The sequence below is a fragment of the Thermomicrobium sp. CFH 73360 genome (genome assembly GCF_023806465.1).
In the GTDB taxonomy this organism is placed as follows: Bacteria; Chloroflexota; Chloroflexia; order Thermomicrobiales; family Thermomicrobiaceae; genus Thermomicrobium.
The window spans coordinates 21,359-42,651 of the sequence record NZ_JAMSLS010000004.1; the positions used below are offsets into that span (position 1 = coordinate 21,359).

Genomic DNA, 21,293 nt, shown 5'->3' on the forward strand with positions numbered 1-21,293 from the left:
CACAATGCTGCGAGTCCTTGGAAAACGCTTGACTCCGGACGTTGGTTGGTTCGCCCTTGGTTCTCTCGTCGCGTTGAACCTTTTGGCGGGCTTTTCGACCTATCGGGCCGATTGGTCCGATGGGCTTATCGTTGCGGTACGAGCGGTTCTCCTTGGCACCCTTGTCGCCTATGTGCTGGCGCGGCCGATCAAACTTCCGGATTGGGCTGCCCACCCCATGGCGCTCGTGCTCGGCGGGATAGGCGTTCTGTGGCTCTTGCAGGGACTTTTAAGCGATCAGCTCGGGGGATGGCGAGAGAAGCTCGCATTTCTCTGGATACGGTGGGAACGCTGGTATCTCGCTATCCGTCAGGGAGAAAGGGCTGAAGATTTCTATCTCTTTTTACTCCTAATTGCAGTGACACACTTGGCGATTGGCTATATCGCAACGTGGCTCGTCGTTCGACACGACCACGCGTGGGTCAGCGTTCTTCTCCCAACGACAGTTGTCCTCATTAACGCAGGTTACTCACGGAATGTGTCAGTTCTCCTCGTTGCTCTGGCCGTGTTGCTGAGTCTCCTGATCGTGGGACGGGTCTCGTTTGCCCAGCGAATGCAGCGGTGGCGACGGGGTGGCTTGACTGTCGGTTCCGGGGTGGCGTGGGAGTCTTTGTGGGTCCTCTCGTGGCTCTCAGTGGCAGTGCTACTCTTTGGCTGGATCATCCCGTTCAGTACACACTCCAGTCGTGCTGCGGCTGCCCTCCAGCCGACGAATCGTCCGTGGATTGAGTTGCGGGATACCCTGGCGCAGTGGTTTCCGTCAGTGCGCGGCCCCGGGGGAGGACGAGGCGGAGTTGGCGGGTTTGCCACATTCGGCGACCGTTTCGATATTGGTGGCCCGCTTCGCCTGAGCGATGAGCCGGTGCTCTTGGCCGTCGCCAACAATGCTGCATACTTGACCGTTCGTACCTATGACACCTATACCGGACGTGGATGGCGGTCGAGTGCGGTACCCGACAGTGCAACCAATACGGAGCAAGCACCATCCACTCCAGTTGAGAATTCTCCCAATACGGAGCCTGTGCCCTTGGTGGAGTTCGCCGATGATGAAGAGCTTCCCAAGGCCGACTCAGTTACGAAGGAGCGCGAGACCGTTCGCTATCATGTCGAAGTGTTGCAGTCGCGTGGCGCTGCGTTGGCGTATACAGGTGATCCGATTTCCTTCAGTATCCCGGTGCGGGCACTGTATGGCTGGACCAACAGCACGGAGTGGCAGACAGTCGATCTTGAGAGCACTGCACCGGAGCAAGTACCGCTCGAGCTGAGGCCGCTGGTCGAGCTCTTGCGCGACGTCGAATTCACACCAGCCGAGGCGCGGTCGCCGCGCGAACCGACTCCGACGCCAGATCCGTATGCTGGGCGACCGTGGTTCTGGTGGTTTATGGCTGGTTCTCCTGTACTTCCGCAGCTCGACACGCAAATTAGCCACCTTGCTGCTCGAGGCATCGAGGTGACATTCTGGTGGGAGACGACTGGTCAGGGAGGATTCCGGATTACTCGCCTGGCGTATCGTGGTCGTTTACCAGACTACGCTGACTTGGAAGCGGTCTATCCCGCAAATGGGATGAGTCGCGGCCTGGCGTACGATTTCGTCACCGCAGTGAGTCGTGCAACGCCAGAGCAGCTACGGGCAGCGGGCGAGGAGAGCGCTCAGTCATCCGACGGCGCTGATGTCGTGACGACACTTTATGGCGTCTATCCACGTGATGTGTATCAGCGCTACACGCAGCTCCCGGAGACTGTGACAGACCGCACGCGACAGCTCGCCGACGCGCTCGCGGCAGGAAAGTCGAATGCGTACGATGTCGCCAGCACCATAGAAGCGTTCGTGCGTGAGCGCATCTCCTACAACGAGGCAGCACCCTACCCTGGTGGGGTTGACGCTGTTGATACAGTGCTCTTTGTGCGACCTGAGGGGTATTGCACCTTCTACGCCTCCGCAATGGCGGTCTTGTTGCGTGCGGTAGGAATACCGGCTCGCGTGGCGGTCGGATACTACCCTGCTGACTTCGATAGCGATTTGGGGGGCTTCCTGTATAGAGATCGTAATGCTCACGCCTGGGTCGAGGTGTTCTTCCCCGGATACGGCTGGATTTCATTCGAACCAACCGCCTCGCGGCCGCCGATACCCCGTGGTGCGATTCCGGGGCAAAGCGATCTCTTGCCGCTGGATTCGATTCTGGGCGCAAACCTCCCGACTGATGAGCGGTTTGGTCTGCGTCTTCCAGAGTTGGATCGACCAGAAGGAGCAGGTGCAGTAGGGAGTGCGGCGACTGCTTCGCCTGCGAGGCCGAGTTGGGCGAAGACGACGCTCATTGGATTTCTGGTGTTGCTCACCGGTGCGAGTGCGATTGCGACGGCATGGTGGCTGTGGGGTACCTGGAGAATATCTCCTGCTGCGCGTCTCTTTGTTCGTCTCCAGCGTTTGGCAAGAATCGCCGGTCTCCGACCAGCGCCGTCGCTGACACCGCTGGAATTTGCCTGGGAGGTCGGACGTCTCGTGCCGGGAACGCGTCGAGCTGCCGAAACTATTGCGCAGCTGTACGGTCGCGAACAGTATGGCCGACGCCCTGTGCGCGAGGAAGAGCTCCGTCTGGCATGGCGGTTGTGGCGCGAGATTCTTCGTCCCCGGCTTTTACGAGCCGTGTTGCGTCTGCGCTTGCGGCAGGAAGCGGAGTTCATAGATGCCAGGTCGCTGCCTGGTCGTCGGCAGCGTGAACACTGACATTCTGCTCATGGTGCCTCGCTTCGCTGAGCCTGGTGAAACCCTGCTAGCGACTGGGATGAGCGTGATCGGAGGCGGCAAGGGGGCCAACCAGGCGGTTGCTGCGGCTCGGCTGGGGGCACCTGTTCTGTTCATCGCTGCCATTGGGAACGATCCGTTCAGCGAGCAGCGCTACTCCGAACTCGAGCGAGAAGGGATCGACCTTCGCTTCCTCGCACGTGTTGCCGGGCAAGGCGGGTTGGCGTTCATTGAGTGCAATGCCGAGGGTGAGAACCGTATCATTGTGGCCGCCGGAGCAAATGGAGCGCTTGAGGGCGAAGGTGTGCAACGAGCGATGCGGGAGCTGGAGCTCTGTTCAAAGGATGTGGTTCTCACGCAGCTGGAAATTCCGCTCCCGGCAGTCGAGGCGGCGCTTTCTATCGCCCGGGAAACTGGGGCACGTTGCGTACTCAATGCGACCCCGTGGGCCGACGATGCTGCGGATCTTCTGCGATTGTGCGATGTCCTGGTGGTGAATGCACTCGAGGCGCGCCAAGCCGCAGGCGTAGACCGCGAGGAGCCAATCGAACGAGTGGCTACTCGACTCGTAGAACATGTGCCTCTCGTAGTTGTGACGTTGGGTGGTGAGGGAGCTCTCCTCGTGACGAAGAGCGAGCGTCTCCGGTGTCGCGCCCCTCACGTACCTGTGGTCGACACAACTGCTGCAGGTGATGCCTTCACGGCGGCGCTCGCGGTTTCTCTCCTTGAGGGTGAATCCTGGGAGGGAACCATCGCACGAGCGGTCTGGGCGGGGGCACTGACCGTACAGCGCCCGGGGGCGCAACCGTCTCTGCCGTTTCGCAGTGAACTCGAACAGACCATTGCTGCGTTTCCGTTGGTTACGAAACGGTGGTGAACGAGAAAGCGTGGCCGCTTCCGGCATCATTTCCGGAAGCGGCCCAATGTCGGAATCTTGGTTCGTCAGCCCCAGCCAAACGCCTTGACAATGAGCAGCGCAACGATGTTGACCACCTTGATCATGGGGTTAATAGCTGGTCCAGCTGTGTCTTTGTACGGATCACCGACCGTGTCCCCGGTAACGGCCGCTTGGTGAGCAAAGCTTCCTTTGCCGCCGTGGGCACCCGATTCAATGAACTTCTTCGCGTTATCCCAAGCGGCGCCACCCGTCGTCATAGAAATGGCTACGAAGAGGCCAGTCACAATAGAGCCGATCAGGAGCCCACCAAGAGCCTCCTTGCCGAGCATCGCAGCGATGACGATCGGGGTCAATACTGCGATGAGGACGGGGGCGAGCATCTGCCGAAGCGCTTCGCGCGTCACGATGTCCACGGCCCGCCCGTACTCTGGTCGGGCACGTCCCTCAAGCAGCCCCGGAATTTCGCGGAACTGGCGACGGACCTCCTGAACGACGGCACCACCCGCCTTCCCGACCGCTTCCATGAGGAAGCTCGCGAAGAAGTACGGGAGGGCAGCGCCAATGAAAATCCCTATGACAACACGGGGATTGGACAGTTCGAAAACGAGTTGCTGAGAGAGTTCAAGGTAGTAGGATGCAAAGAGAACGAGTGCGGCCAACCCAGCAGAACCAATCGCATAAGCCTTCGTCACCGCTTTGGTGGTATTGCCGACCGCGTCAAGCGGATCGGTGACGGACCGGACCTCATCAGGGAGCTCCGCCATCTCGGCAATACCGCCAGCGTTGTCGGTAATTGGCCCAAACGAGTCGACCGCGACAATCATGCCGGTCATCGAGAGCATCGCCATGGCGGCAACGGCGAGACCGTAGAGGCCGCTGTAAGCAGAAGTGGAGCTTGTCGTGAGGTTGTAGGCGACGTAAATCGCGAGAGCGATCAAGACGATCGGTGGGAAGGTTGCCTGCATCGAGACCGCCAAGCCGCTGATAATGTTGGTCGCATGCCCGGTCTCCGAGGCTGCGGCGATGCGTTTCACCGGACTGTACTTCTCTGAGGTGAAGTATTCAGTGAAAACGACCATACCAATGGTCACTACGAGTCCGACGAGTGCGCTGAGCCACAGCTTTGCGGTCGCCGTGAGTGTGAACGTCACTCCAAAAAGTGAGACAGGTCCTTCAGTAATAACTGGATTGTCGCCCATGAGCCAGGCGGTAACCGGGAAGAACAGGATGGCCGCGAGCAACATGGCAGCGATAACACCCTTGTAGAGGGCACGCATGATCGAGCGGCTCGCGTCAAGCCGTACGAAGAACGTTCCGATGATGGACGTAAGGATTGAGACAGCACCGAGCGCCAACGGATAGACGATGGCAACCTCGGTTCCAAAGACCAGATGGCCAAGGAGCATGGCAGCGATAGCAGTCACCGCATAGGTCTCGAACAGGTCGGCGGCCATTCCGGCGCAGTCGCCAACATTGTCACCGACGTTGTCCGCGATAACGGCCGGATTACGGGGATCATCTTCAGGGATCCCGGCCTCAACTTTCCCAACCAGGTCGGCTCCGACATCGGCTGCCTTGGTGTAAATGCCACCGCCAATCCGCGCGAAGACTGAGATCAAGCTACCGCCGAATCCGAGGCCAACGAGGCCTGTGACGCTGCGCGTCACGAGATAGAAAGCGGTGACTGCGAGCAGACCCAGGCCCGCTACGAGGAGACCGGTGACAGCGCCGCCTCGAAAGGCCACTGCCAATGCACGCTCAAGCCCGCGCTTTGCAGCTTCAGCAGTGCGCACGTTGGCCCGGACAGCGATCGACATACCAATGAAGCCAGCCAGACCCGAGGCGATGGCACCGACGAGGAAGCCGATCGCAGTTGTCCAATCGACCGCGAGGCCAAGGATCAAAGCCACAACCACTGCCACGATAGCGACAAGGCTATACTGGCGCCGCATATAGGCTTGGGCGCCTTCCTGGATGGCGAGCGCAATAGCTTGCATACGCTCGTCGCCGCGTGGTTGTGCCAAGACCCAGCGGATTAAAGCGGCACCATAAAGAACCGCAAGAATTGCTGCACCGAGGGCGAGATACAGTGCAGTGTTCTCCATCGTCCTGTCACCCCTCCCTCACTCGTATCGTCGTCGCTCGTATACTGCGTCGCGCCTACAACGGACGAGATCGGATCAAGCGTAGTGGACAAGAACGCCCGCACACACGATACTCCGGCCAGATAGTGCCATCGTGGCCGGAGTCTGACAAGGGACTTGACATCGTGCAGTCGCTACGGGGTCAGTAGGGGCTGCCCGTAGATGTGGTAGATTGCTGCCATCGCAGCGAAGATGCTGATCGCGATGAGCATGCCCCATGCAAATATGCCTGTCAATATCCGATTATCAAACTTGAGGTGCATGTAATAGGCAACAACGAGCACGAACTTGACGGCGGCGAAGATCATGAGGATTGGGGCGGTAAGGACGCCGAGCGTCGACTCGAAAACGTATGTAAGCACCTCAAGAATAGTCGCGATAGTCAAGAGAATGAGGACTCGAACCCACGTCGCTGGCCCGGGTTGGGCGTGTGCAGTCGGGTGTTCGTGCATCACCTGCTCCTTTCGCCGGTATGGTCGCCTCACCAAGCTGTAACGAGAACTAGCTAGTACGGCATAAGGTACACAAGCATGAAGATGATAATCCACACGATGTCGACGAAGTGCCAGTAGAGTGTCGTGACGAAGAAACGCTCAACGTGGGCCGGTGTTAACTTTCCGAAAAGAGAGAGCAACCACTGAACCAAGAGCCAGACGATGCCGATGAACACGTGAGTACCGTGGAAGCCGGTCAGAACGAAGAACGTTGTGCCAAAGAGGTTGGATGTGAGGGTAAGACCCTCGTGATAGAACGTGGTGAACTCGTAATACTGTCCGCCGAGGAAGAGGGCGCCGAGGAGAATTGTTCCCAGTAGCCAACCGCGGAAGCCCCGCATGTCGGCCCGCTCAAGTGCTGTCAACGCCATGACGATCGCAAAGCTGGAGAGAAGCAGTACGGCTGCGGAGACCGACGTATACGGAATATCGAGTACTTCCCGGGGGTACGGTCCTTCAAAGTAGCGCCCGCGATAGGCGAAGTAGACCCAGATGAGCGACCCGAAGAACATGCAGTCGCTTGCAAGGAAGGTCCACATGAGCAACCGGTTATGGGAGATTCCGGTTACCGTGTGCTCTCCGGCCGGAAGTGTGTGGCCAGTTGCGTGGCTCACTCCGTAACCCCTCCCTTTCTGCTCATGATATCCACCTCGTGTTACGAACCTTGTTGGGCAGGCAGGGTTCACCTCCCACCCCCGAAGACTCCTGTACTTGCATCAGGCGACGTGTGCTTCTTCATGCTCGATCGCTGGCTCAAAGTGCCAACCGAGCAGGCCGAAGAAGACGACAAAAGTACCAAGGCCGACGATCGGGAAGCCGAGCGGCCCAAGTGTTTCGGTTCCGTACATGATCATCCCGGCCGCCATGGCCGTCAGACCCGCTGAGACAATAAGCGGCCACCAGGATGGCTTGGGCAGGTGCACACCAGGTGGCAATGTACCGTGTCCGGGATTGTCGTGGTGTGGCTCGTGCACCTCACGGCGTTGCGTCGTGTCAGTCGCGGCTGGTGCGTGGTGGCCATCGCCATACTTTTCGATCCAGTACGCATCGCGTCCACGAACCGTCGGAATGACCGCAAAGTTATAGACCGGTGGCGGCGAGGGGATCGTCCACTCCAATGTTCGGCCGTCCCAGGGATCGGCGGATGCCGTAGCTGGCTGGCGCAATGTCTTCACGACATTGATCAGGAGGAGAACCTGAGCCAAGCCCAAAATGAAGGCGCCGATCGTGATGACGAGATTCCACGTACCCCAGCCCGTTTCGGCGGAATAGGTGAAGTAGCGACGTGGCATTCCATCAAGCCCGACGAAGTGCATCGGGAAGAATGTGAGATTCGTACCGATGAAGGTCAGCCAGAAGTGCCACGTGCCGAGACGCTCGTCAAGAAGACGGCCGTACATCTTGGGGAACCAGTAATAGGTTCCAGCGAGCAAAGCACTCACGATCACGCCGAAGATGACATAGTGGAAGTGTGCCACAATGAAGTACGAGTCTTGCTGCTGGTAATCGAGTGGAACGGTCGCGTGCATAACGCCGGTGACCCCACCCATCATGAGCATCCAGACGGCGGCCGCGGCGAACTTCATTGGTGTCTTAAAGTCGAGGGAACCGCCCCACATGGTGGCGAGCCAGTTAAAGACCTTTACTCCTGTGGGGATCCCAATGAGCATTGTTGAAGCGGCGAAGAGGGCATTCGGCACCGGGCCCAGCCCGACGGTGAACATGTGGTGCGCCCACACGAAGAAGCTGAGGAAGGCGATGGCAATTCCAGCGAAGATGACGAAGGGTGCACCGAAGAGGGGCTTACGCGAGAACGTCGGAAGCACCTCTGAGATAATCCCCATTGGCGGGAGGACAAGGATGTAGACCTCAGGGTGTCCGAAGATCCAGAAGAGATGCTGCCAGATAACCGGGTCGCCCCCGTGCAGCGGGTTGAAGAAGTTTGTATTGAAGTAGCGATCGAACATGATCATAAAGAGTCCAACAGTAAGGGAGGGGAAAGCGAGCAGAATGAGAATCGCAGTAATAAGGACCATCCAGACGTAAACCGGCATGCGCATGAGCGACATACCGGGTGCACGCATGTTCACGATGGTGACGAAGAAGTTGAGTGCACCCGCGATCGAGCTGATACCCAAGACCTGCAGACCGAGGTCCCAGAAGTCAAGACCTGGTCCAGCCGAGTAGAGGCGGCTGCTGGAGAGGTTGGCATACCCGAACCAACCAGCGTCCGGGGCGTGTCCGAAGAGGAAACTCGACCACATCAGAAGGGAGCCAAAGAGGAAAGACCAATAAGAGAAGGCGTTAAGGCGAGGAAACGCAACGTCACGAGCTCCAATCATTAACGGGACAGCGATATTGAAAAAGGCTGCGTTGAGTGGCATCGCCACTGCGAAGATCATCATAGTACCGTGCATAGTCATAACTTCGTTATAAGTCTTGGGACCGAGGAAGTGCATATCTGGCTGCGCGAGCTGAATACGCATGAGGAGCCCAAGAAAGCCTGCGAGCAACAGGTAGACAATCGACGTCCAATAGTAGAGAATGCCGATCTTCTTGTGGTCAACCGTCGTGAGCCACTCGACAAGTGCCGAGCGCCGGTATTCTGCTTGTTCCAGTCGAATCGCCGCCTCCGCCATTAGAGTCCTCCTGCACCATGTCGGTTATGAGCTCGCCGACTGCGGTTAAGTGTACTACTGGACTTATCCATTGGCTGCCGCTCCTCTCTAACAACAACACTGATGCGTGATACTTACTGTTGGGACCGCAGGTACTCAACGATGGCATTCACTTGCTCGTCGGTCAGTAACTGGTTCTGTTGCGCGCGGATCTTCCACCACTTTTCTGCCATGATCGAGTACGGCTTGACCTGTTCCGAGTTGGCAATCCACTGATGGAGATTCTCCACGGTGTTCGGGAGGAATGCGGCGAGCGTCTGCCGTTCAGCAAAGTAGGCAAGGTTCGGGCCAACCATGAGAGTCTTGTTGATCGGCGTAGATGGATCGTACGTCGGGTTCACGCTGTGGCAGCCAGCGCATCCAGCTGGGCCCTCAAAGAGTTCCTTTCCGGTGGCGGCGAGTGTCCCTGGAGCCGGGTCCGGAGCTGGCTGGCGGTGCTTTTGCACCCAGGCATCGAACTCTTGCTGTGTCTGTACAACGACACGGAACTGCATGTGCGCGTGCTGTGCGCCGCAGAGTTCTGCGCACTGCCCGTAAAAGACTCCTGCTTCTTCCGGAGTGAAGACCATCGTATTCTCACGTCCAGGCACCGCATCGACTTTGCCCGCCAGACGAGGCGGCCAGAACGAATGGATGACATCCTGCGACGTAATCGTGAGAACGACAGGGCGATCTACTACAAGATGCAAGTCTCCCGCGGTCACTATGCCGTATTCGGGATAGCGGAACTCCCACCACCACTGATGGCCGATCACCTGCACCCGTAGTGCGTTAGTGTCAGCTCCGGGATCGCGGTTCAGTTGGAAAATGAGGCGAGTAGAAGGAATCGCAATGAGGGCCAAGATAACTGCTGGGATGAGTGTCCAGGCGATTTCGAGGCGTGGGTGACCGTGTACCTGGGGTGGAATGCGAGTGTCCCCCGGCTTCCGACGGAATCGGACAATGTTGACCAGAAGCCAGCCGGTTACGAGAATGAAAACGGCCACGGTCAACCACCAGACTGGCACCATGAAAAGGTCCCATATAAGGCGCGCCTGGTCACCAGCTGGATCCGACGTCGAGGCGATTTTACCGCCGATGACGCCGCAGCCGCTGGTGAGCCACGCGAGCCCGGCGAGCGGAAGGACAAAGATCCACCGTCGCCGGCCACCAATCGGACGCAAGTCCTTCACTCGTTCCGCCCCTTCCCCGCAGCACATCGCACGACACCCCGGCCCGAGGGCCGACAGCTCTCGAGTATTCTACTCACCTTAGTGAAACATGTCACGAGCACTGGCGACCCATGCGGCATGTCGTTATCCGACATAATAGCACCAGTTGCCGCCCGCTTCAATGATCATGCGCTGGATGGTACCGGTTCCACGGAAAGGCGTCAAGAGGCTTGTTCACTGCTGATCAGCTGATTACACTAAAGAGTAAACCCAGCGAGCAGCACGGTGGCTCCTTGGAGCGGCTCGAAGAAGGGAGGCGCAAATGCCGGACGAAGTTGGGATGAGGGCAGCTGGAGCCATCGAGGGTTTGTTAGTTGAGACGCGGCGTTTCCCTCCGCCTGCGGAGTTTGTTGCCCAGGCCAATATGCGGGATCCGAGCGTGTATGAACGTGCTCGTCGCGATCCTGAAGGGTTCTGGGCTTCGATCGCTCGAGAGCTCCAATGGGACGAGCCTTGGCACACCGTCATGGAGTGGAATCCGCCGTGGGTCAAATGGTTTGTCGGCGGTCGTCTCAATGCCTCGGTCAACTGCGTGGATCGGCATGTAGCAGCGGGCCGACGAACCAAGGCGGCAATTATTTGGGAAGGTGAGCCAGGCGACGAACGTGTTCTAACCTATCAAGATCTCTACCGCGAGGTGAATCGGGTCGCCTTGGCGCTGCGGCAGCTGGGTATAGAGAAGGGTGATCGGGTTGCGATTTACCTCCCGATGATCCCAGAACTGCCGGTTGTGATGTTGGCATGTGCTCGCATCGGTGCCCCACATTCGGTTGTCTTCGGTGGATTCAGTGCGGAGGCGCTTGCCGATCGGATTAATGACTGCCAGGCGAAGCTCTTGATCACGGCCGACGGTGGTTATCGTCGTGGACGGGTGGTGCCGCTTAAGGAAACAGCCGACCGTGCTCTCGAGCGCTGCCCCTCGATCGAAAAAGTGCTCGTGGTCCGTCGCATCGGCGAATCGCAGCCAGTCTCGATGCAGCCTGGGCGTGATCTTTGGTGGCATGAAGTGTTGGCTGGCGTGCGAGAACGCTACTGTCCTCCCGAGTCCGTCGACAGCGAACATCCGCTCTACATCTTGTACACCTCAGGCACCACAGGGAAGCCCAAGGGCCAACTCCATACGACCGGCGGTTACCTCACGGGTGTCTACATTACGACAAAGTGGATCTTTGATATCAAGGATGACGACATTTACTGGTGCACGGCCGACATTGGGTGGGTCACCGGCCATAGCTACATTGTTTACGGCCCGCTCGCAAACGGTGCGACGGTCGTGATGTACGAGGGGTCTCCCGATTGGCCGGAAAAGGATCGCTTCTGGGATATCGTCGAGCGACGGCACGTGACTATTCTTTACACCTCGCCGACTGCAATCCGGCAGTTCATGCGCTGGGGGCCGGAGTATCCGGCACGCCACGATCTCTCCAGTCTGCGCTTGCTGGGGACGGTCGGTGAGCCGATCAACCCCGAGGCCTGGATGTGGTACCACGAACACATCGGCGGTGGGCGCTGCCCAATCGTCGATACCTGGTGGCAGACCGAGACGGGGATGATCTTGATCACGCCGCTACCTGGACTGACGACGACGAAGCCTGGCTCCGCGACGTTGCCATTCCCTGGTATCGAACCCGATATCCTTGACGATGCCGGGAATCCAGTGCCAACAGGGCAGGGTGGGTATTTGGTAATCCGCCGCCCGTGGCCGGCGATTTCCCGCACACTCTGGGGTGATCCCGAGCGCTACGTGAACACCTACTTCTCGAAGTACGGGCCGTCGATCTACGTCACTGGAGACGGAGCGAAGCGCGACGAGGACGGGTATTACTGGATCCTTGGGCGTGTTGACGATGTCCTCAATGTCGCTGGTCATCGCCTGGGGACGATGGAGTTGGAGAGTGCCCTTGTCGCGCACCCGGCTGTCGCTGAGGCGGCAGTGATCGGTGTGAGTCATGAGATTAAAGGCCAGGTTCCTGTCGCCTTCGTGAGCGTGCGTGCGGGGTACACCCCGAGTGACGAGCTCGCTGCAGAGCTGCGACGCCATGTTGCCGAGACGATCGGTGCAATTGCCCGACCAGAGCGCGTGATCTTCGTGGCGGACCTACCGAAGACGCGAAGTGCGAAGATCATGCGGCGACTCTTGCGTGACATCGCCGAGGGGCGTGTGCTCGGTGACACCACAACGCTGACTGACCCAACGGTGGTTGAGGAGATCAAGCGGACGTGGATTGCCGAGCACGGCGAGCAAGCGTAGGGACCTGACCAGGATGAGAAAATTGGCGGCGGGGTCGTTCGACCCTGCCGCTCTCGTTTTCGCTCGCGGGAAGCGAGGTGGAAGATGCCGACCCCAGTGATCGTCAGTGCAGTGCGAACACCGATTGGGCGGTTTGGCGGAGGATTGAAAGACGTTCCTGCTTGGCGACTTGGAGCAATCGTCATCGCTGAGGCGGTGCGTCGTGCGGTGCTCGAACCATCAGCCGTCGACGAAGTGCTCATGGGGAATGTGTTACAAGCTGGGCAGGGAATGAACCCGGCTCGGCGAGCAGCAATCACGGCTGGACTGCCGGATGCAGTCCCCGCAATGACCATCAACATGGTCTGCGGTTCTGGGCTCCGTGCGGTCGCCATGGCAGCTCAAGCGATCGCACTTGGTGAAGCAGAAGTGGTGGTTGCGGGTGGCATAGAGAGTATGTCACAAGCGCCGTATCTCCTCACTGGAGCCCGCTTCGGCTATCGGCTTGGGCACGGAACGCTTTATGACTCGATGCTCGCTGACGGCCTCACGGATGCCTTTCACGACTGCCACATGGGGATCACCGCAGAGAACATCGCGCGGGAATATGGTATCGGTCGTGAGGAGCAGGATCGCTTTGCGCTCGAAAGCCAGCGGCGCGCTGCTCGTGCGTGGGAGGCTGGAGCTTTTGCTGAGGAAGTGGTTCCGGTCGAGGTGGAAAGCAAGCAGGGAATCGAGCGGATCGAACGCGACGAACACCTCCGACCCGATACAACGCTTGAGACACTGGCCCGGTTGCGGCCAGCATTCGATCCCGAGGGTACTGTAACAGCAGGCAATGCCTCGGGAATCAATGATGGTGCAGCGGCACTTGTTGTGATGTCGGAAGAGCGCGCACGCAGGAGTGGTCTCCAGCCGCTTGCCATTATTCGTTCCTGGGCGTGGGCGGGGGTACCTCCTCGAGTCATGGGACTCGGCCCCATCCCGGCCCTGCGCCGTGCACTGGCTCAACTGGATCTTCGCGTTCGTGATTTGGATCTGTACGAGATCAACGAAGCGTTCGCGGTGCAGGTGCTTGCTGTGCAACGAGAGCTTGGACTCGATCCAGCGAAGTTAAACATCCATGGTGGTGCGATCGCGCTGGGTCACCCAATCGGGGCGAGTGGCGCACGGATTCTCGTCACGCTCGTGCATGCCCTCCGCCGCACGGGTGGTCGTTTTGGTGCAGCAGCACTCTGTATTGGCGGTGGAATGGGAATTGCAATGATCGTGGAACGGCCGACCACTGGTTAGATCAGGCGTCGTGTTCATCTGGGGCGAGCTCTTCGAAAGTCATCGTACCATCGACGAGACGGACAAGCGGCAATGAGTCAATCGTTGGATGTCGGAGGGTGGATGGCTCGGCTGCAGTGAGAACCTTTTGCGCTGGCAGCGTTGCGAGAACAGCCAGTAGTCGGTTGCGATGCTCGCCATCGAGTTCTGAGAGTGCGTCATCGAGCAGGAGGACGGGCCAGTCCTCGGTGGCTCGATAGATGGCGGCGATCTCGGCAAGTTTCGCAGCGATCACAGCGAGTCGTTGGATGCCACGCGAGCCGACGGCGGCGAGCAGCTCTCCATCGAGCATCCATTGGACATCATCCCGGTGCGGGCCGAAGATTGTATTGCCGCGTCGGAGTTCGTCATTCCGACTACGTGCCAGAACCTGCCGATAGCGCAGGCTGACTGATGCCTGTGCCTCGGCAAGCGGGAGCTGCGACAGTTCGTCGGCGATCGGGTCGGGTAGTGAAATCGTAGAAACGTATCGCGTTGTCAAGGTGAGCGTTCGAGCGCTGAGACGGGCGAAGCTCTCGGTGAGATCGTTCGACCAACCAAGGAGGAAGCGGATGCGGGCGACAATGAGATAGGTTCCGTAGGTGACAAGTTGATCATCCCAGAACGCGAGCTGTTCCTCAATGGTATGGTCATCGTGCCCGCTCAGTTGCTTGAGCAGGCTGTTGCGTTGCTCGAGGATCCGTGTGTACTGCGCCAACGCGCGGAGGTACGTGGAGTCGATTGTTGACAGCACGATGTCTAAGAAACGTCGGCGTACCTGAGGACTACCGGTGATGAGTTCAATGTCCTCTGGCGAGAAAAGAACAACGCGGAATGTGCCAACAAAATCCATTGCTCGAACTGGGCGGCCGTCACGGCGATAGCGCTTACTGACAGTAGAGTTGGTTGCATCGAAGAGAAGCGCAATCTCCAATGTATGGCGTCCCGTTCGCGTCTCTATTTGACCGGCGATCCGTGCATACGGCGGAACGCCGAGGTCTTGACCGCTCGCGCGGTGGATCAGATACCGGTCCGAGGGCGTTCGAAACGACTTGGTGGTTGCCAAGAGATAGAGTGCCTCGACGAGGCTTGTTTTTCCGGAGCCGTTTGCCCCAACAACTCGGAGACCAGCTGGAACCCACGCGAGCTCCAGATGCCGGAAGCAACGGAACTCTTCCAGCTCCAGCTTCGTCAAGAGCATGACCGTGAACCTCGCCGGTGTCGTCGTGTGCGAGTCGCAACAAAGAATTGGGTTTCCACCAACGATGCAGCCGTCACGCAGTACCGATGACCATCGGCATAACGACGTGGACGAACGAATCGTCGCCTACCGGCCGGAAGACCCCTGCGGCGTTGGGTGAGGTCATCTCGATGGCGATCTCCGTTGCTTTGGCCACGGACAGCACGTCGGTCAGATAGCGCCCGTTGAACGCGATGGTCGCTTCCGGGCCATCGACCCGGGCGGGTAGCACGTCCTCGGTATCTCCGGCATCGGCCGCTTGAGCGGAGACAACCATCGATCCGGGATCGAGTTCAGAATCTCCGGGAAGGAACTGAAGCTTGACGACCTCATTGTTTGACTGGGCGAAGATCTTCGCCCGGCGGGCAGCAGCGAGGAACGCCTCTCGATCCACGGTCACACGTGTCCGCCACTGTTTGGGGATGATCTGCCGGAATTCAGGGAAGCTGCCGTCGATTAAGCGGGAGAGGAACTCGAGCCGTCCGCTCCGGGCGAGGACCTGGCTCCGGTTTGGGGTCACAAGGAGGTGAACCGTCTCTTCTCCATCTGCCACAACTCGCGCCAGTTCACCAAGTGCCTTCGCTGGGACGATGATGGCGAGATCGGTCGCTGCTGGTTGAGGGAGTGAAAGCGTTCGCACAGAGAGACGGAAGCCATCGGCCGCAGCCAGTGTCAGCTCCTGTCCCCGAAATTCGAGAAGAACACCGGCCAGTACTGGGCGACTGTCGTCGGTCGCTGCTGCGAAGACCACTTGACCAATTGCCTCACGGAGTACCTCGGTACTCACTGCGGCGGTAGGTGGCTGGTCGCCAATTCGTGCAATGGTCGGAAAGTCCTCGGCCGGAATGCCAGGGATGCGCGCCTTGGATGTGCCACATGTAACACGCAGATCGGTATTGCCCGGAGAGACCGTGAGGGTTACTTCTTGTCGCGGCAGGCTGCCAATAAAGTCACTGAAGACGTCGGCCCGCACACTCAGTTGCCCAGGTTCCAGCACATCAGCGGGGAGCGTGACACTGAGGGCGATCTCGAGATTGGTGGCTGTCACTCGCAGAGCTCCCTCATCGGCGACGAGGAGAACATTGCTCAGCACTGGTAGTGTCGACCGGCGGGCGACAGCACGAGAGACCTGATGCAACGCTCGTTCGAGTTCGGCCTGCTGGCACCTCAACTGCACGGAAAGCTCCTCCCCGGGTGTTCGTACACCAGTCGCGGCCAATTATAACAGGGCGCTGGGCGTTTCCAGAGCAAGGGTCCGCAGAATCCCTCTTTCTTTCTCGTAGCTTTGCTCGTCTTGGTATCGCTCGAGTTGTACTCCGCGCATGGAAGACGACGTCCACAAGGAGCGTATTTGTGTTGAGCAGAAGACCATGGATTCGTTCGCTCACGTGCGATCGTTCGTTTGCCAGCGTGGCGACACCGGTGCGTTGCCCACAGCGCGGACCAAGGACGGCGCGGTATTTGACACCGGCATCTTGTGGGTGTAACATTAGCACAGATGTTCGTGTTTCTGGAGAGGATCGCGGTATGGCCAGCGAACGGACCGAACGACAAGGATTCGACCCCTCGAAGTTCTTGACGAAAGTCAACGGCAATGACTACCTTGAGGTCAAGTGGCGATTGTTGTGGTTCCGAACAGACCACCCCGACGGAGAAATTGAGACGGAACTTGTGGAGCATCGTGACGGCGTTGCCGTTTTCCGAGCCCGGGTCAAGGTGCCGGGCGGCGGTTCGGCCACGGGCTGGGGTAGTGAGTCGGCTGAGGATTTTACAGATTATTTGGAGAAAGCCGAGACGAAGGCGCTGGGTCGAGCTCTGGCGGCATTGGGGTATGGCACGCAGTTCTGCCCCGACTTCGAGTTTGGTGCGGTGGAGCAGCGTGTCGTTGACGCGCCAGTCGATGCCGCGCGCTTGAGTGGACGCCGAGCACTCGGTGGACGAGCTACTCCTCGGCAGCTCGAGTATCTGCGCGATATGGCGCGGCGCCTTGGTATGACGGAAGAGGAACTTGAGGCGCAGGCTCGCGAACAGTTCGGGGCGGGACTCGAGGAGCTCGCGCGGCAAGATGCCTCGGCGCTCATTGAAACGCTGCGTCAGCGCCGGAGTGCTCACGAAGCAGCCTAAGTGACGACGCAGACTACTTGCAGAAATGGCTGGCTCGTGCTTCGTTACCCCTGGGCCACGTGGCCCAGGGGTTTCCGTTCCGAGTGGGGGATCGGATGTAACATGTATGACCTCGCGTCCGTTCGCGCCCAGCTTCCAACATTGAGATCGTTCACATACCTGAATACAGGGACGCTCGGGATCATGGCGGAGCCGGTTCTCGCGCGGTACCGCGAAGCAGTAGAGCGCGCACAACGCTTCGGTCATCTGGTCCTGGAGGAGTTTCAAGAGGCGAGCGAGCGTGTGCGTGTAGAGTTCGCCGAACTCCTCGGTGTGCGCAGCGAGGAGCTCGCATTCACGGGGAACACGACCGACGGTATCGCGCTTGTGCTGGCGAGTTTTCCCTTTGCAGCTGGTGACCGCATCTTGACGAGCGATCAGGAGCATCCAGCCGTGCTCCTGCCACTGACTTTAGCCTGCCGGCGTCGCGGCGTCGTTCTCGAGCAGTTTCGAGTGAGCACCGAGAAGGAAGAGACACGAGAAGCGTTTGCCGCAGCGCTCGTGCGCACTCGTCCGCGTCTTGTCGTTGTCAGCCATGTTTCCTGCGAGACAGGTGTACGGTTGCCGATCGAAGACATGACGCGGTTGGCACATGCAGAGGGAGCGCGTGTCCTGCTCGATACGGCGCAGTCAATCGGACAGTTTCCAGTGAATCTCGCAACCCTGGGAGTCGACTTCGCGGCGGGGAACGGGCACAAATGGCTCCATGGCCCGCAGGGGACGGGTTTTCTGTACGTCAGACAGGACAACCTTGATCTTCTTGAGCCACCTCTGGTCGGCGACGGTTCGGTGGTTACTCCGTTTGACCGTCACTCGTTCCAATTCGACGGGACGAACTGGTCCTTCCGGGGTGATGCTCGTCGGTTTGAGTATGGCACACGTGACGTGGCGCGTGTCATAGGGCTGGGGGCTGCCATTGAGTATCTTGGGAGCCTGGGTTGGGAGGCCATTGCACGGCACCAACTGCGGCTGGTCGCTTGGCTTCGGGAGCGTCTCCAACACCATCCTGCCATTTGCTGGTATTCGGCGACTCGCGCAGAGGACGGTTCTGGACTTGTGACACTCGGAGTCACCGGCTGGGATGGCGAGCGCTTGAGTCGTGTGCTTTGGGAAGCGTATCGAATCGTGCAAAGACGGGTGCAGGTTCCCAATGGCGTGCGAGTGTCCTGTGCTTACTTCACCTCAGAGGATGATCTGGACAGACTTGTTGCGGCGCTCGAGGAGCTGGCTGGGTATCACCAGTTATCATAAGATGAGCATCGCATCGCCGAAGCTATAGAAACGGTAGCGCTGTCGAATGGCTTCACGGTAAGCCTCGAGGATGAATTCGCGGCCCGCAAAGCTCGCAACGAGGAGGATCAGCGTGCTCCGGGGCAGATGGAAATTCGTGATCAGCGCGTTGACGACGCGCCAGCGATAGCCGGGATAGATGTACAAGTCAGTCCATCCGGTAAGCTCGCTGACTGCCCCCTGATCAAGTGATTCCGCGATCGATTCCAACGTGCGAGCGGCGGTGGTGCCGACCGCAACGACGCGGCGGCCGGTTCGGCGTGCTTCTTGAATGAGTGCAACTGTTTCGGCCGGGACGCGGTACCATTCAGCGTGCATCTTGTGCTGACGAACGTCCTCGACCTCGATCGGCTTAAAAGTTCCGATGCCAACGTGCAGAGTAAGTGGCGCGACAGTGATTCCGCGTTGGCGCAATTCAGCGAGTAGGCGATCGGTGAAATGAAGACCAGCAGTCGGAGCTGCAACCGAGCCTGGATGCATCGCATAGACCGTCTGATAGCGTTCCGGATCGCGGAGTGGGGCACGAATATATGGAGGAAGCGGCACATGCCCGAAACGTTCAAGGTGCTCGGCAACTGCTGGGCTGAGTTCCACCACAACCTGTCCTCTTGCCCTTTGCTCCAGGATCCGGAGTGGTTGCGGATCGAAGGATTCTTCATGCGGTAAAACGAGGATAATTTCTCCTGGTCGCAGCTTGCGTGCGGGACGGCCCAGCGCGAGCCAGAGTGTCGTTCCTTCCAGCGGCTGGACGAGAAGGATTTCCACTTTTCCTCCGGTCCGCCGTTGAGCCAGGAGTCGAGCGGGAAGAACTCGCGAGTCATTGACTACTAAGAGGTCACCGGGATCGAGTAGCGAGGGGAGTTCACGAAAGATTCGATGCTCAAGAGTCCGCGTCGCACGTCGGAGAACCATGAGCCGCGCGGCATCGCGTGGCTCGATCGGTTCCTGCGCGATCAGTTCTTCAGGAAGTTCGTAATCGAACTCGTGGAGTGAGAGTGAAATCTCCTCAGGCATCGGGCTCAACGAAGTCTCCCTCGTTCAGTCCCTGCAGTGGCACCTGGAGAATGGCTTGTTCGGCGGGATAGGGCACGCCGAGGTGTTCGTAGGCGCGCCGCGTCGCCACCCGCCCCCGTGCGGTTCGCTGGAGGAAGCCGAGTTGAATGAGATACGGTTCGTAGACGCTTTCGATCGTATCTGGTTCCTCACTCGTTGCCGCTGCGAGCGTTTGGATGCCAACCGGCCCGCCATCGAACTTTTCGACGATCGTTCTCAAAAGCAGCCGATCGACATCGTCGAGTCCGAGTTCATCAATCGCCATGCGGTCCAGCGCCAGTCGAGCGAGTTCGGCCGTGATGGTTCCATCGCTCATTACTTGCGCATAGTCGCGAACGCGCTTGAGGAGGCGGATCGCAATGCGTGGTGTGCCTCGCCCTCGTCGGGCGATTTCAGCTGCTCCGTCCGGTGTGATGGGTACATGGAGGATGCGTGCTGCTCGCTCGACGATCGCACGCAGGGCCGGGAGATCATAAAAATCAAGGCGATACGTCGCGCCAAACCGGTCGCGAAGCGGTGAGGTCAGCAACGCCAAGCGGGTGGTGGCGCCGACAAGGGTGAACGGCGGGAGAGCGAGGCGGACGCTGCGAGCGGCCGGGCCCTTTCCAATCACCAAGTCGACTGCGAAGTCTTCCATCGCCGGATACAGCACTTCCTCGACGAGACGATTCAGGCGGTGGATTTCGTCGATAAACAACACGTCTCCCGGACGGAGGTTCGTCAAGATGGAAACGAGATCACCCGGACGCTCGATCGCTGGACCACTGGTGATACGGAGATTCACGCCCATTTCCGCGGCAATGATGCCAGCGAGAGTCGTCTTCCCGAGACCCGGTGGACCATAGAAGAGTAAGTGGTCGAGCGGCTCACCGCGCTCCTGCGCGGCGCGGATCGCGATCGTGAGACTTTCCTTTACGCGATCTTGGCCGATGTACTCGGCCAAACGCCGCGGTCGCAGCGTCTCCTCAAGATGCTGCTCACTCGCGTTCGGTCGCGGTGAAACGATCCGCGGCTCGCTCATCGTACCCACCTCATTCGGACAGAGTATACCATAGTGCGAACACGTGTTCGCATCACCGACCGGGTTCGGGTGGCGGTTCTGCTTCGTCGACGAGCAAGATCGGAATACCGTCCTCGATTCGGTAACGGCGACCACAGCCAGTGCAGATCAAACGATCGCCATGGAGTTCCAAGCTGGCATGGCACGCCGGACAGGCGAGGATCTCGAGGAATTCAGGATCGATGAGTGGTTGCTGCTCACCCATGGAGACCATTCGACTCCTTTCTGGCGACGATCTTACCAGTCTTATGGACTAGGCAGGGCGGATAAACGCTCGCGAGCGAGTCGTGCGTATGAATGGTCGCCGGCGGCGGCTTTCTCCTACCACGCACGGGCAGTCTCGTAGTCAGGAGGAGTACTTTGTTCTGCTGCCTGGCCGAGCAAGAACAGAATTTGTGGATGGTTCGGAGCGAGGGCGAGTGCAGCGTGGGGTTGAGCGATTGCATCTGCGGTATATCCATCAGCGAGAAGTGCCTGGGCGAAACTCAGCCGGGCAGTAACATCGGCAGGTGCAGCTGCCACGACGCGTTGGAAGAGTGGTATGGCCTCCGAAAGGCGAGCAGTGTGAGCGTAGAGGTCAGCGAGGGCGAGGAGCGCCGTGCGGTCGTCTGGAGAGGCGGTGAGTGTCGCCTGGAGCTCCGCTTCAAGTGGAATGCGTCTCGGGACAGCTTCCACCGTGTTGCTCTCAGCGCCTGACCGGACGCAAGTGCGGCTGAACACAGTTGCGATGCCGGCGACG

The 21,293-nt window shown here is 59.2% G+C and carries 17 protein-coding genes; 6 read left to right on the plus strand and 11 right to left on the minus strand.

The features are described 5' to 3' along the window. The first annotated feature begins 4 nt into the window (after positions 1-4). Positions 5-2,764 (plus strand): DUF4129 domain-containing transglutaminase family protein, encoded by a 2,760-nt coding sequence (locus tag NET03_RS08710; protein WP_252128534.1) that lies wholly within the window; start codon positions 5-7, stop codon positions 2,762-2,764. Beyond that, positions 2,724-3,659 carry a ribokinase gene (locus NET03_RS08715; RefSeq protein WP_252128535.1) on the plus strand — a complete coding sequence of 312 codons (936 nt, stop codon included), beginning with the start codon at positions 2,724-2,726 and terminating at the stop codon, positions 3,657-3,659. Before NET03_RS08710 ends, NET03_RS08715 begins: the two co-directional genes overlap by 41 nt. Before the next feature lie 65 nt (positions 3,660-3,724). Here NET03_RS08715 and NET03_RS08720 read toward each other — a convergent pair whose 3' ends face one another. The 5 genes from NET03_RS08720 to coxB form a co-directional block, all read right to left on the minus strand. Continuing rightward, the gene (locus NET03_RS08720) at positions 3,725-5,785 is read right to left on the minus strand and encodes a sodium-translocating pyrophosphatase (protein ID WP_252128536.1); all 2,061 of its coding nucleotides are present in this window, start codon (positions 5,783-5,785) and stop codon (positions 3,725-3,727) included. A gap of 173 nt (positions 5,786-5,958) precedes the next feature. Continuing rightward, a complete protein-coding gene (locus NET03_RS08725; RefSeq protein ID WP_252128537.1) occupies positions 5,959-6,276 on the minus strand; it encodes a cytochrome C oxidase subunit IV family protein in 318 nt (105 codons plus the stop codon). Between the two features lie 53 nt (positions 6,277-6,329). Then, on the minus strand, positions 6,330-6,932 hold the full coding sequence (locus NET03_RS08730) for a cytochrome c oxidase subunit 3 (RefSeq protein WP_252128538.1): 603 nt from the start codon (positions 6,930-6,932) through the stop codon (positions 6,330-6,332). A gap of 102 nt (positions 6,933-7,034) precedes the next feature. Continuing rightward, positions 7,035-8,957 (minus strand): cytochrome c oxidase subunit I, encoded by a 1,923-nt coding sequence (ctaD, locus tag NET03_RS08735; protein WP_252128539.1) that lies wholly within the window; start codon positions 8,955-8,957, stop codon positions 7,035-7,037. A gap of 113 nt (positions 8,958-9,070) precedes the next feature. Next, positions 9,071-10,168, minus strand: a complete 1,098-nt coding sequence (gene coxB / locus NET03_RS08740; protein ID WP_252128540.1) for a cytochrome c oxidase subunit II — start codon at positions 10,166-10,168, stop codon at positions 9,071-9,073. 301 nt (positions 10,169-10,469) lie between these two features. Between coxB and acs the strand changes: the two genes are divergently transcribed. Together acs and NET03_RS08750 are read left to right on the plus strand one after the other, a co-directional pair. Next, complete coding sequence (gene acs / locus NET03_RS08745) at positions 10,470-12,458, plus strand: acetate--CoA ligase (protein ID WP_252128541.1); 1,989 nt, start codon at positions 10,470-10,472, stop codon at positions 12,456-12,458. 84 nt (positions 12,459-12,542) lie between these two features. Then, positions 12,543-13,730, plus strand: a complete 1,188-nt coding sequence (locus NET03_RS08750) for an acetyl-CoA C-acetyltransferase (RefSeq protein WP_252128542.1) — start codon at positions 12,543-12,545, stop codon at positions 13,728-13,730. Position 13,731: 1 nt separating this feature from the next. Here NET03_RS08750 and recF read toward each other — a convergent pair whose 3' ends face one another. Together recF and dnaN are read right to left on the minus strand one after the other, a co-directional pair. Next, positions 13,732-14,949, minus strand: a complete 1,218-nt coding sequence (gene recF / locus NET03_RS08755) for a DNA replication/repair protein RecF (protein ID WP_252128543.1) — start codon at positions 14,947-14,949, stop codon at positions 13,732-13,734. Positions 14,950-15,022: 73 nt separating this feature from the next. After that, a complete protein-coding gene (gene dnaN / locus NET03_RS08760; RefSeq protein WP_252128544.1) occupies positions 15,023-16,165 on the minus strand; it encodes a DNA polymerase III subunit beta in 1,143 nt (380 codons plus the stop codon). 350 nt (positions 16,166-16,515) lie between these two features. On the opposite strand from dnaN, the gene NET03_RS08765 reads away from it, so the two are divergent. Then, on the plus strand, positions 16,516-17,112 hold the full coding sequence (locus tag NET03_RS08765) for a hypothetical protein (protein WP_252128545.1): 597 nt from the start codon (positions 16,516-16,518) through the stop codon (positions 17,110-17,112). Between the two features lie 183 nt (positions 17,113-17,295). Further along, entirely contained in the window at positions 17,296-18,402 is a 1,107-nt protein-coding gene (locus NET03_RS08770; RefSeq protein WP_252128546.1) for an aminotransferase class V-fold PLP-dependent enzyme, read from the plus strand. Here the strand turns inward: NET03_RS08770 and queA are convergent. The 4 genes from queA to NET03_RS08790 all read right to left on the minus strand — a co-directional run bounded on the left by queA (position 18,397) and on the right by NET03_RS08790 (position 21,229). Then, positions 18,397-19,455 (minus strand): tRNA preQ1(34) S-adenosylmethionine ribosyltransferase-isomerase QueA, encoded by a 1,059-nt coding sequence (queA, locus tag NET03_RS08775; RefSeq protein WP_252128705.1) that lies wholly within the window; start codon positions 19,453-19,455, stop codon positions 18,397-18,399. The genes NET03_RS08770 and queA overlap by 6 nt on opposite strands. After that, positions 19,448-20,515 carry a Holliday junction branch migration DNA helicase RuvB gene (ruvB, locus tag NET03_RS08780; protein ID WP_252128547.1) on the minus strand — a complete coding sequence of 356 codons (1,068 nt, stop codon included), beginning with the start codon at positions 20,513-20,515 and terminating at the stop codon, positions 19,448-19,450. Before ruvB ends, queA begins: the two co-directional genes overlap by 8 nt. Before the next feature lie 52 nt (positions 20,516-20,567). Further along, positions 20,568-20,759 carry a Trm112 family protein gene (locus NET03_RS08785; protein WP_252128548.1) on the minus strand — a complete coding sequence of 64 codons (192 nt, stop codon included), beginning with the start codon at positions 20,757-20,759 and terminating at the stop codon, positions 20,568-20,570. Positions 20,760-20,875: 116 nt separating this feature from the next. Next, positions 20,876-21,229 carry a tetratricopeptide repeat protein gene (locus NET03_RS08790; protein WP_252128549.1) on the minus strand — a complete coding sequence of 118 codons (354 nt, stop codon included), beginning with the start codon at positions 21,227-21,229 and terminating at the stop codon, positions 20,876-20,878. Positions 21,230-21,293: the final 64 nt, after the last annotated feature.

Coding starts and splice junctions, on each gene's coding strand:
- NET03_RS08710 (WP_252128534.1), top strand. CDS start 5: ATGCTGCGAGTCCTTGGAAAACGCTTGACTCCGGACGTTGGTTGGTTC.
- NET03_RS08715 (WP_252128535.1), top strand. CDS start 2,724: ATGCCAGGTCGCTGCCTGGTCGTCGGCAGCGTGAACACTGACATTCTG.
- NET03_RS08720 (WP_252128536.1), bottom strand. CDS start 5,785: ATGGAGAACACTGCACTGTATCTCGCCCTCGGTGCAGCAATTCTTGCG.
- NET03_RS08725 (WP_252128537.1), bottom strand. CDS start 6,276: ATGCACGAACACCCGACTGCACACGCCCAACCCGGGCCAGCGACGTGG.
- ctaD (WP_252128539.1), bottom strand. CDS start 8,957: ATGGCGGAGGCGGCGATTCGACTGGAACAAGCAGAATACCGGCGCTCG.
- acs (WP_252128541.1), top strand. CDS start 10,470: ATGCCGGACGAAGTTGGGATGAGGGCAGCTGGAGCCATCGAGGGTTTG.
- NET03_RS08750 (WP_252128542.1), top strand. CDS start 12,543: ATGCCGACCCCAGTGATCGTCAGTGCAGTGCGAACACCGATTGGGCGG.
- recF (WP_252128543.1), bottom strand. CDS start 14,949: ATGCTCTTGACGAAGCTGGAGCTGGAAGAGTTCCGTTGCTTCCGGCAT.
- NET03_RS08765 (WP_252128545.1), top strand. CDS start 16,516: ATGGCCAGCGAACGGACCGAACGACAAGGATTCGACCCCTCGAAGTTC.
- NET03_RS08770 (WP_252128546.1), top strand. CDS start 17,296: ATGGCGGAGCCGGTTCTCGCGCGGTACCGCGAAGCAGTAGAGCGCGCA.
- queA (WP_252128705.1), bottom strand. CDS start 19,455: ATGCCTGAGGAGATTTCACTCTCACTCCACGAGTTCGATTACGAACTT.
- ruvB (WP_252128547.1), bottom strand. CDS start 20,515: ATGAGCGAGCCGCGGATCGTTTCACCGCGACCGAACGCGAGTGAGCAG.
- NET03_RS08785 (WP_252128548.1), bottom strand. CDS start 20,759: ATGGGTGAGCAGCAACCACTCATCGATCCTGAATTCCTCGAGATCCTC.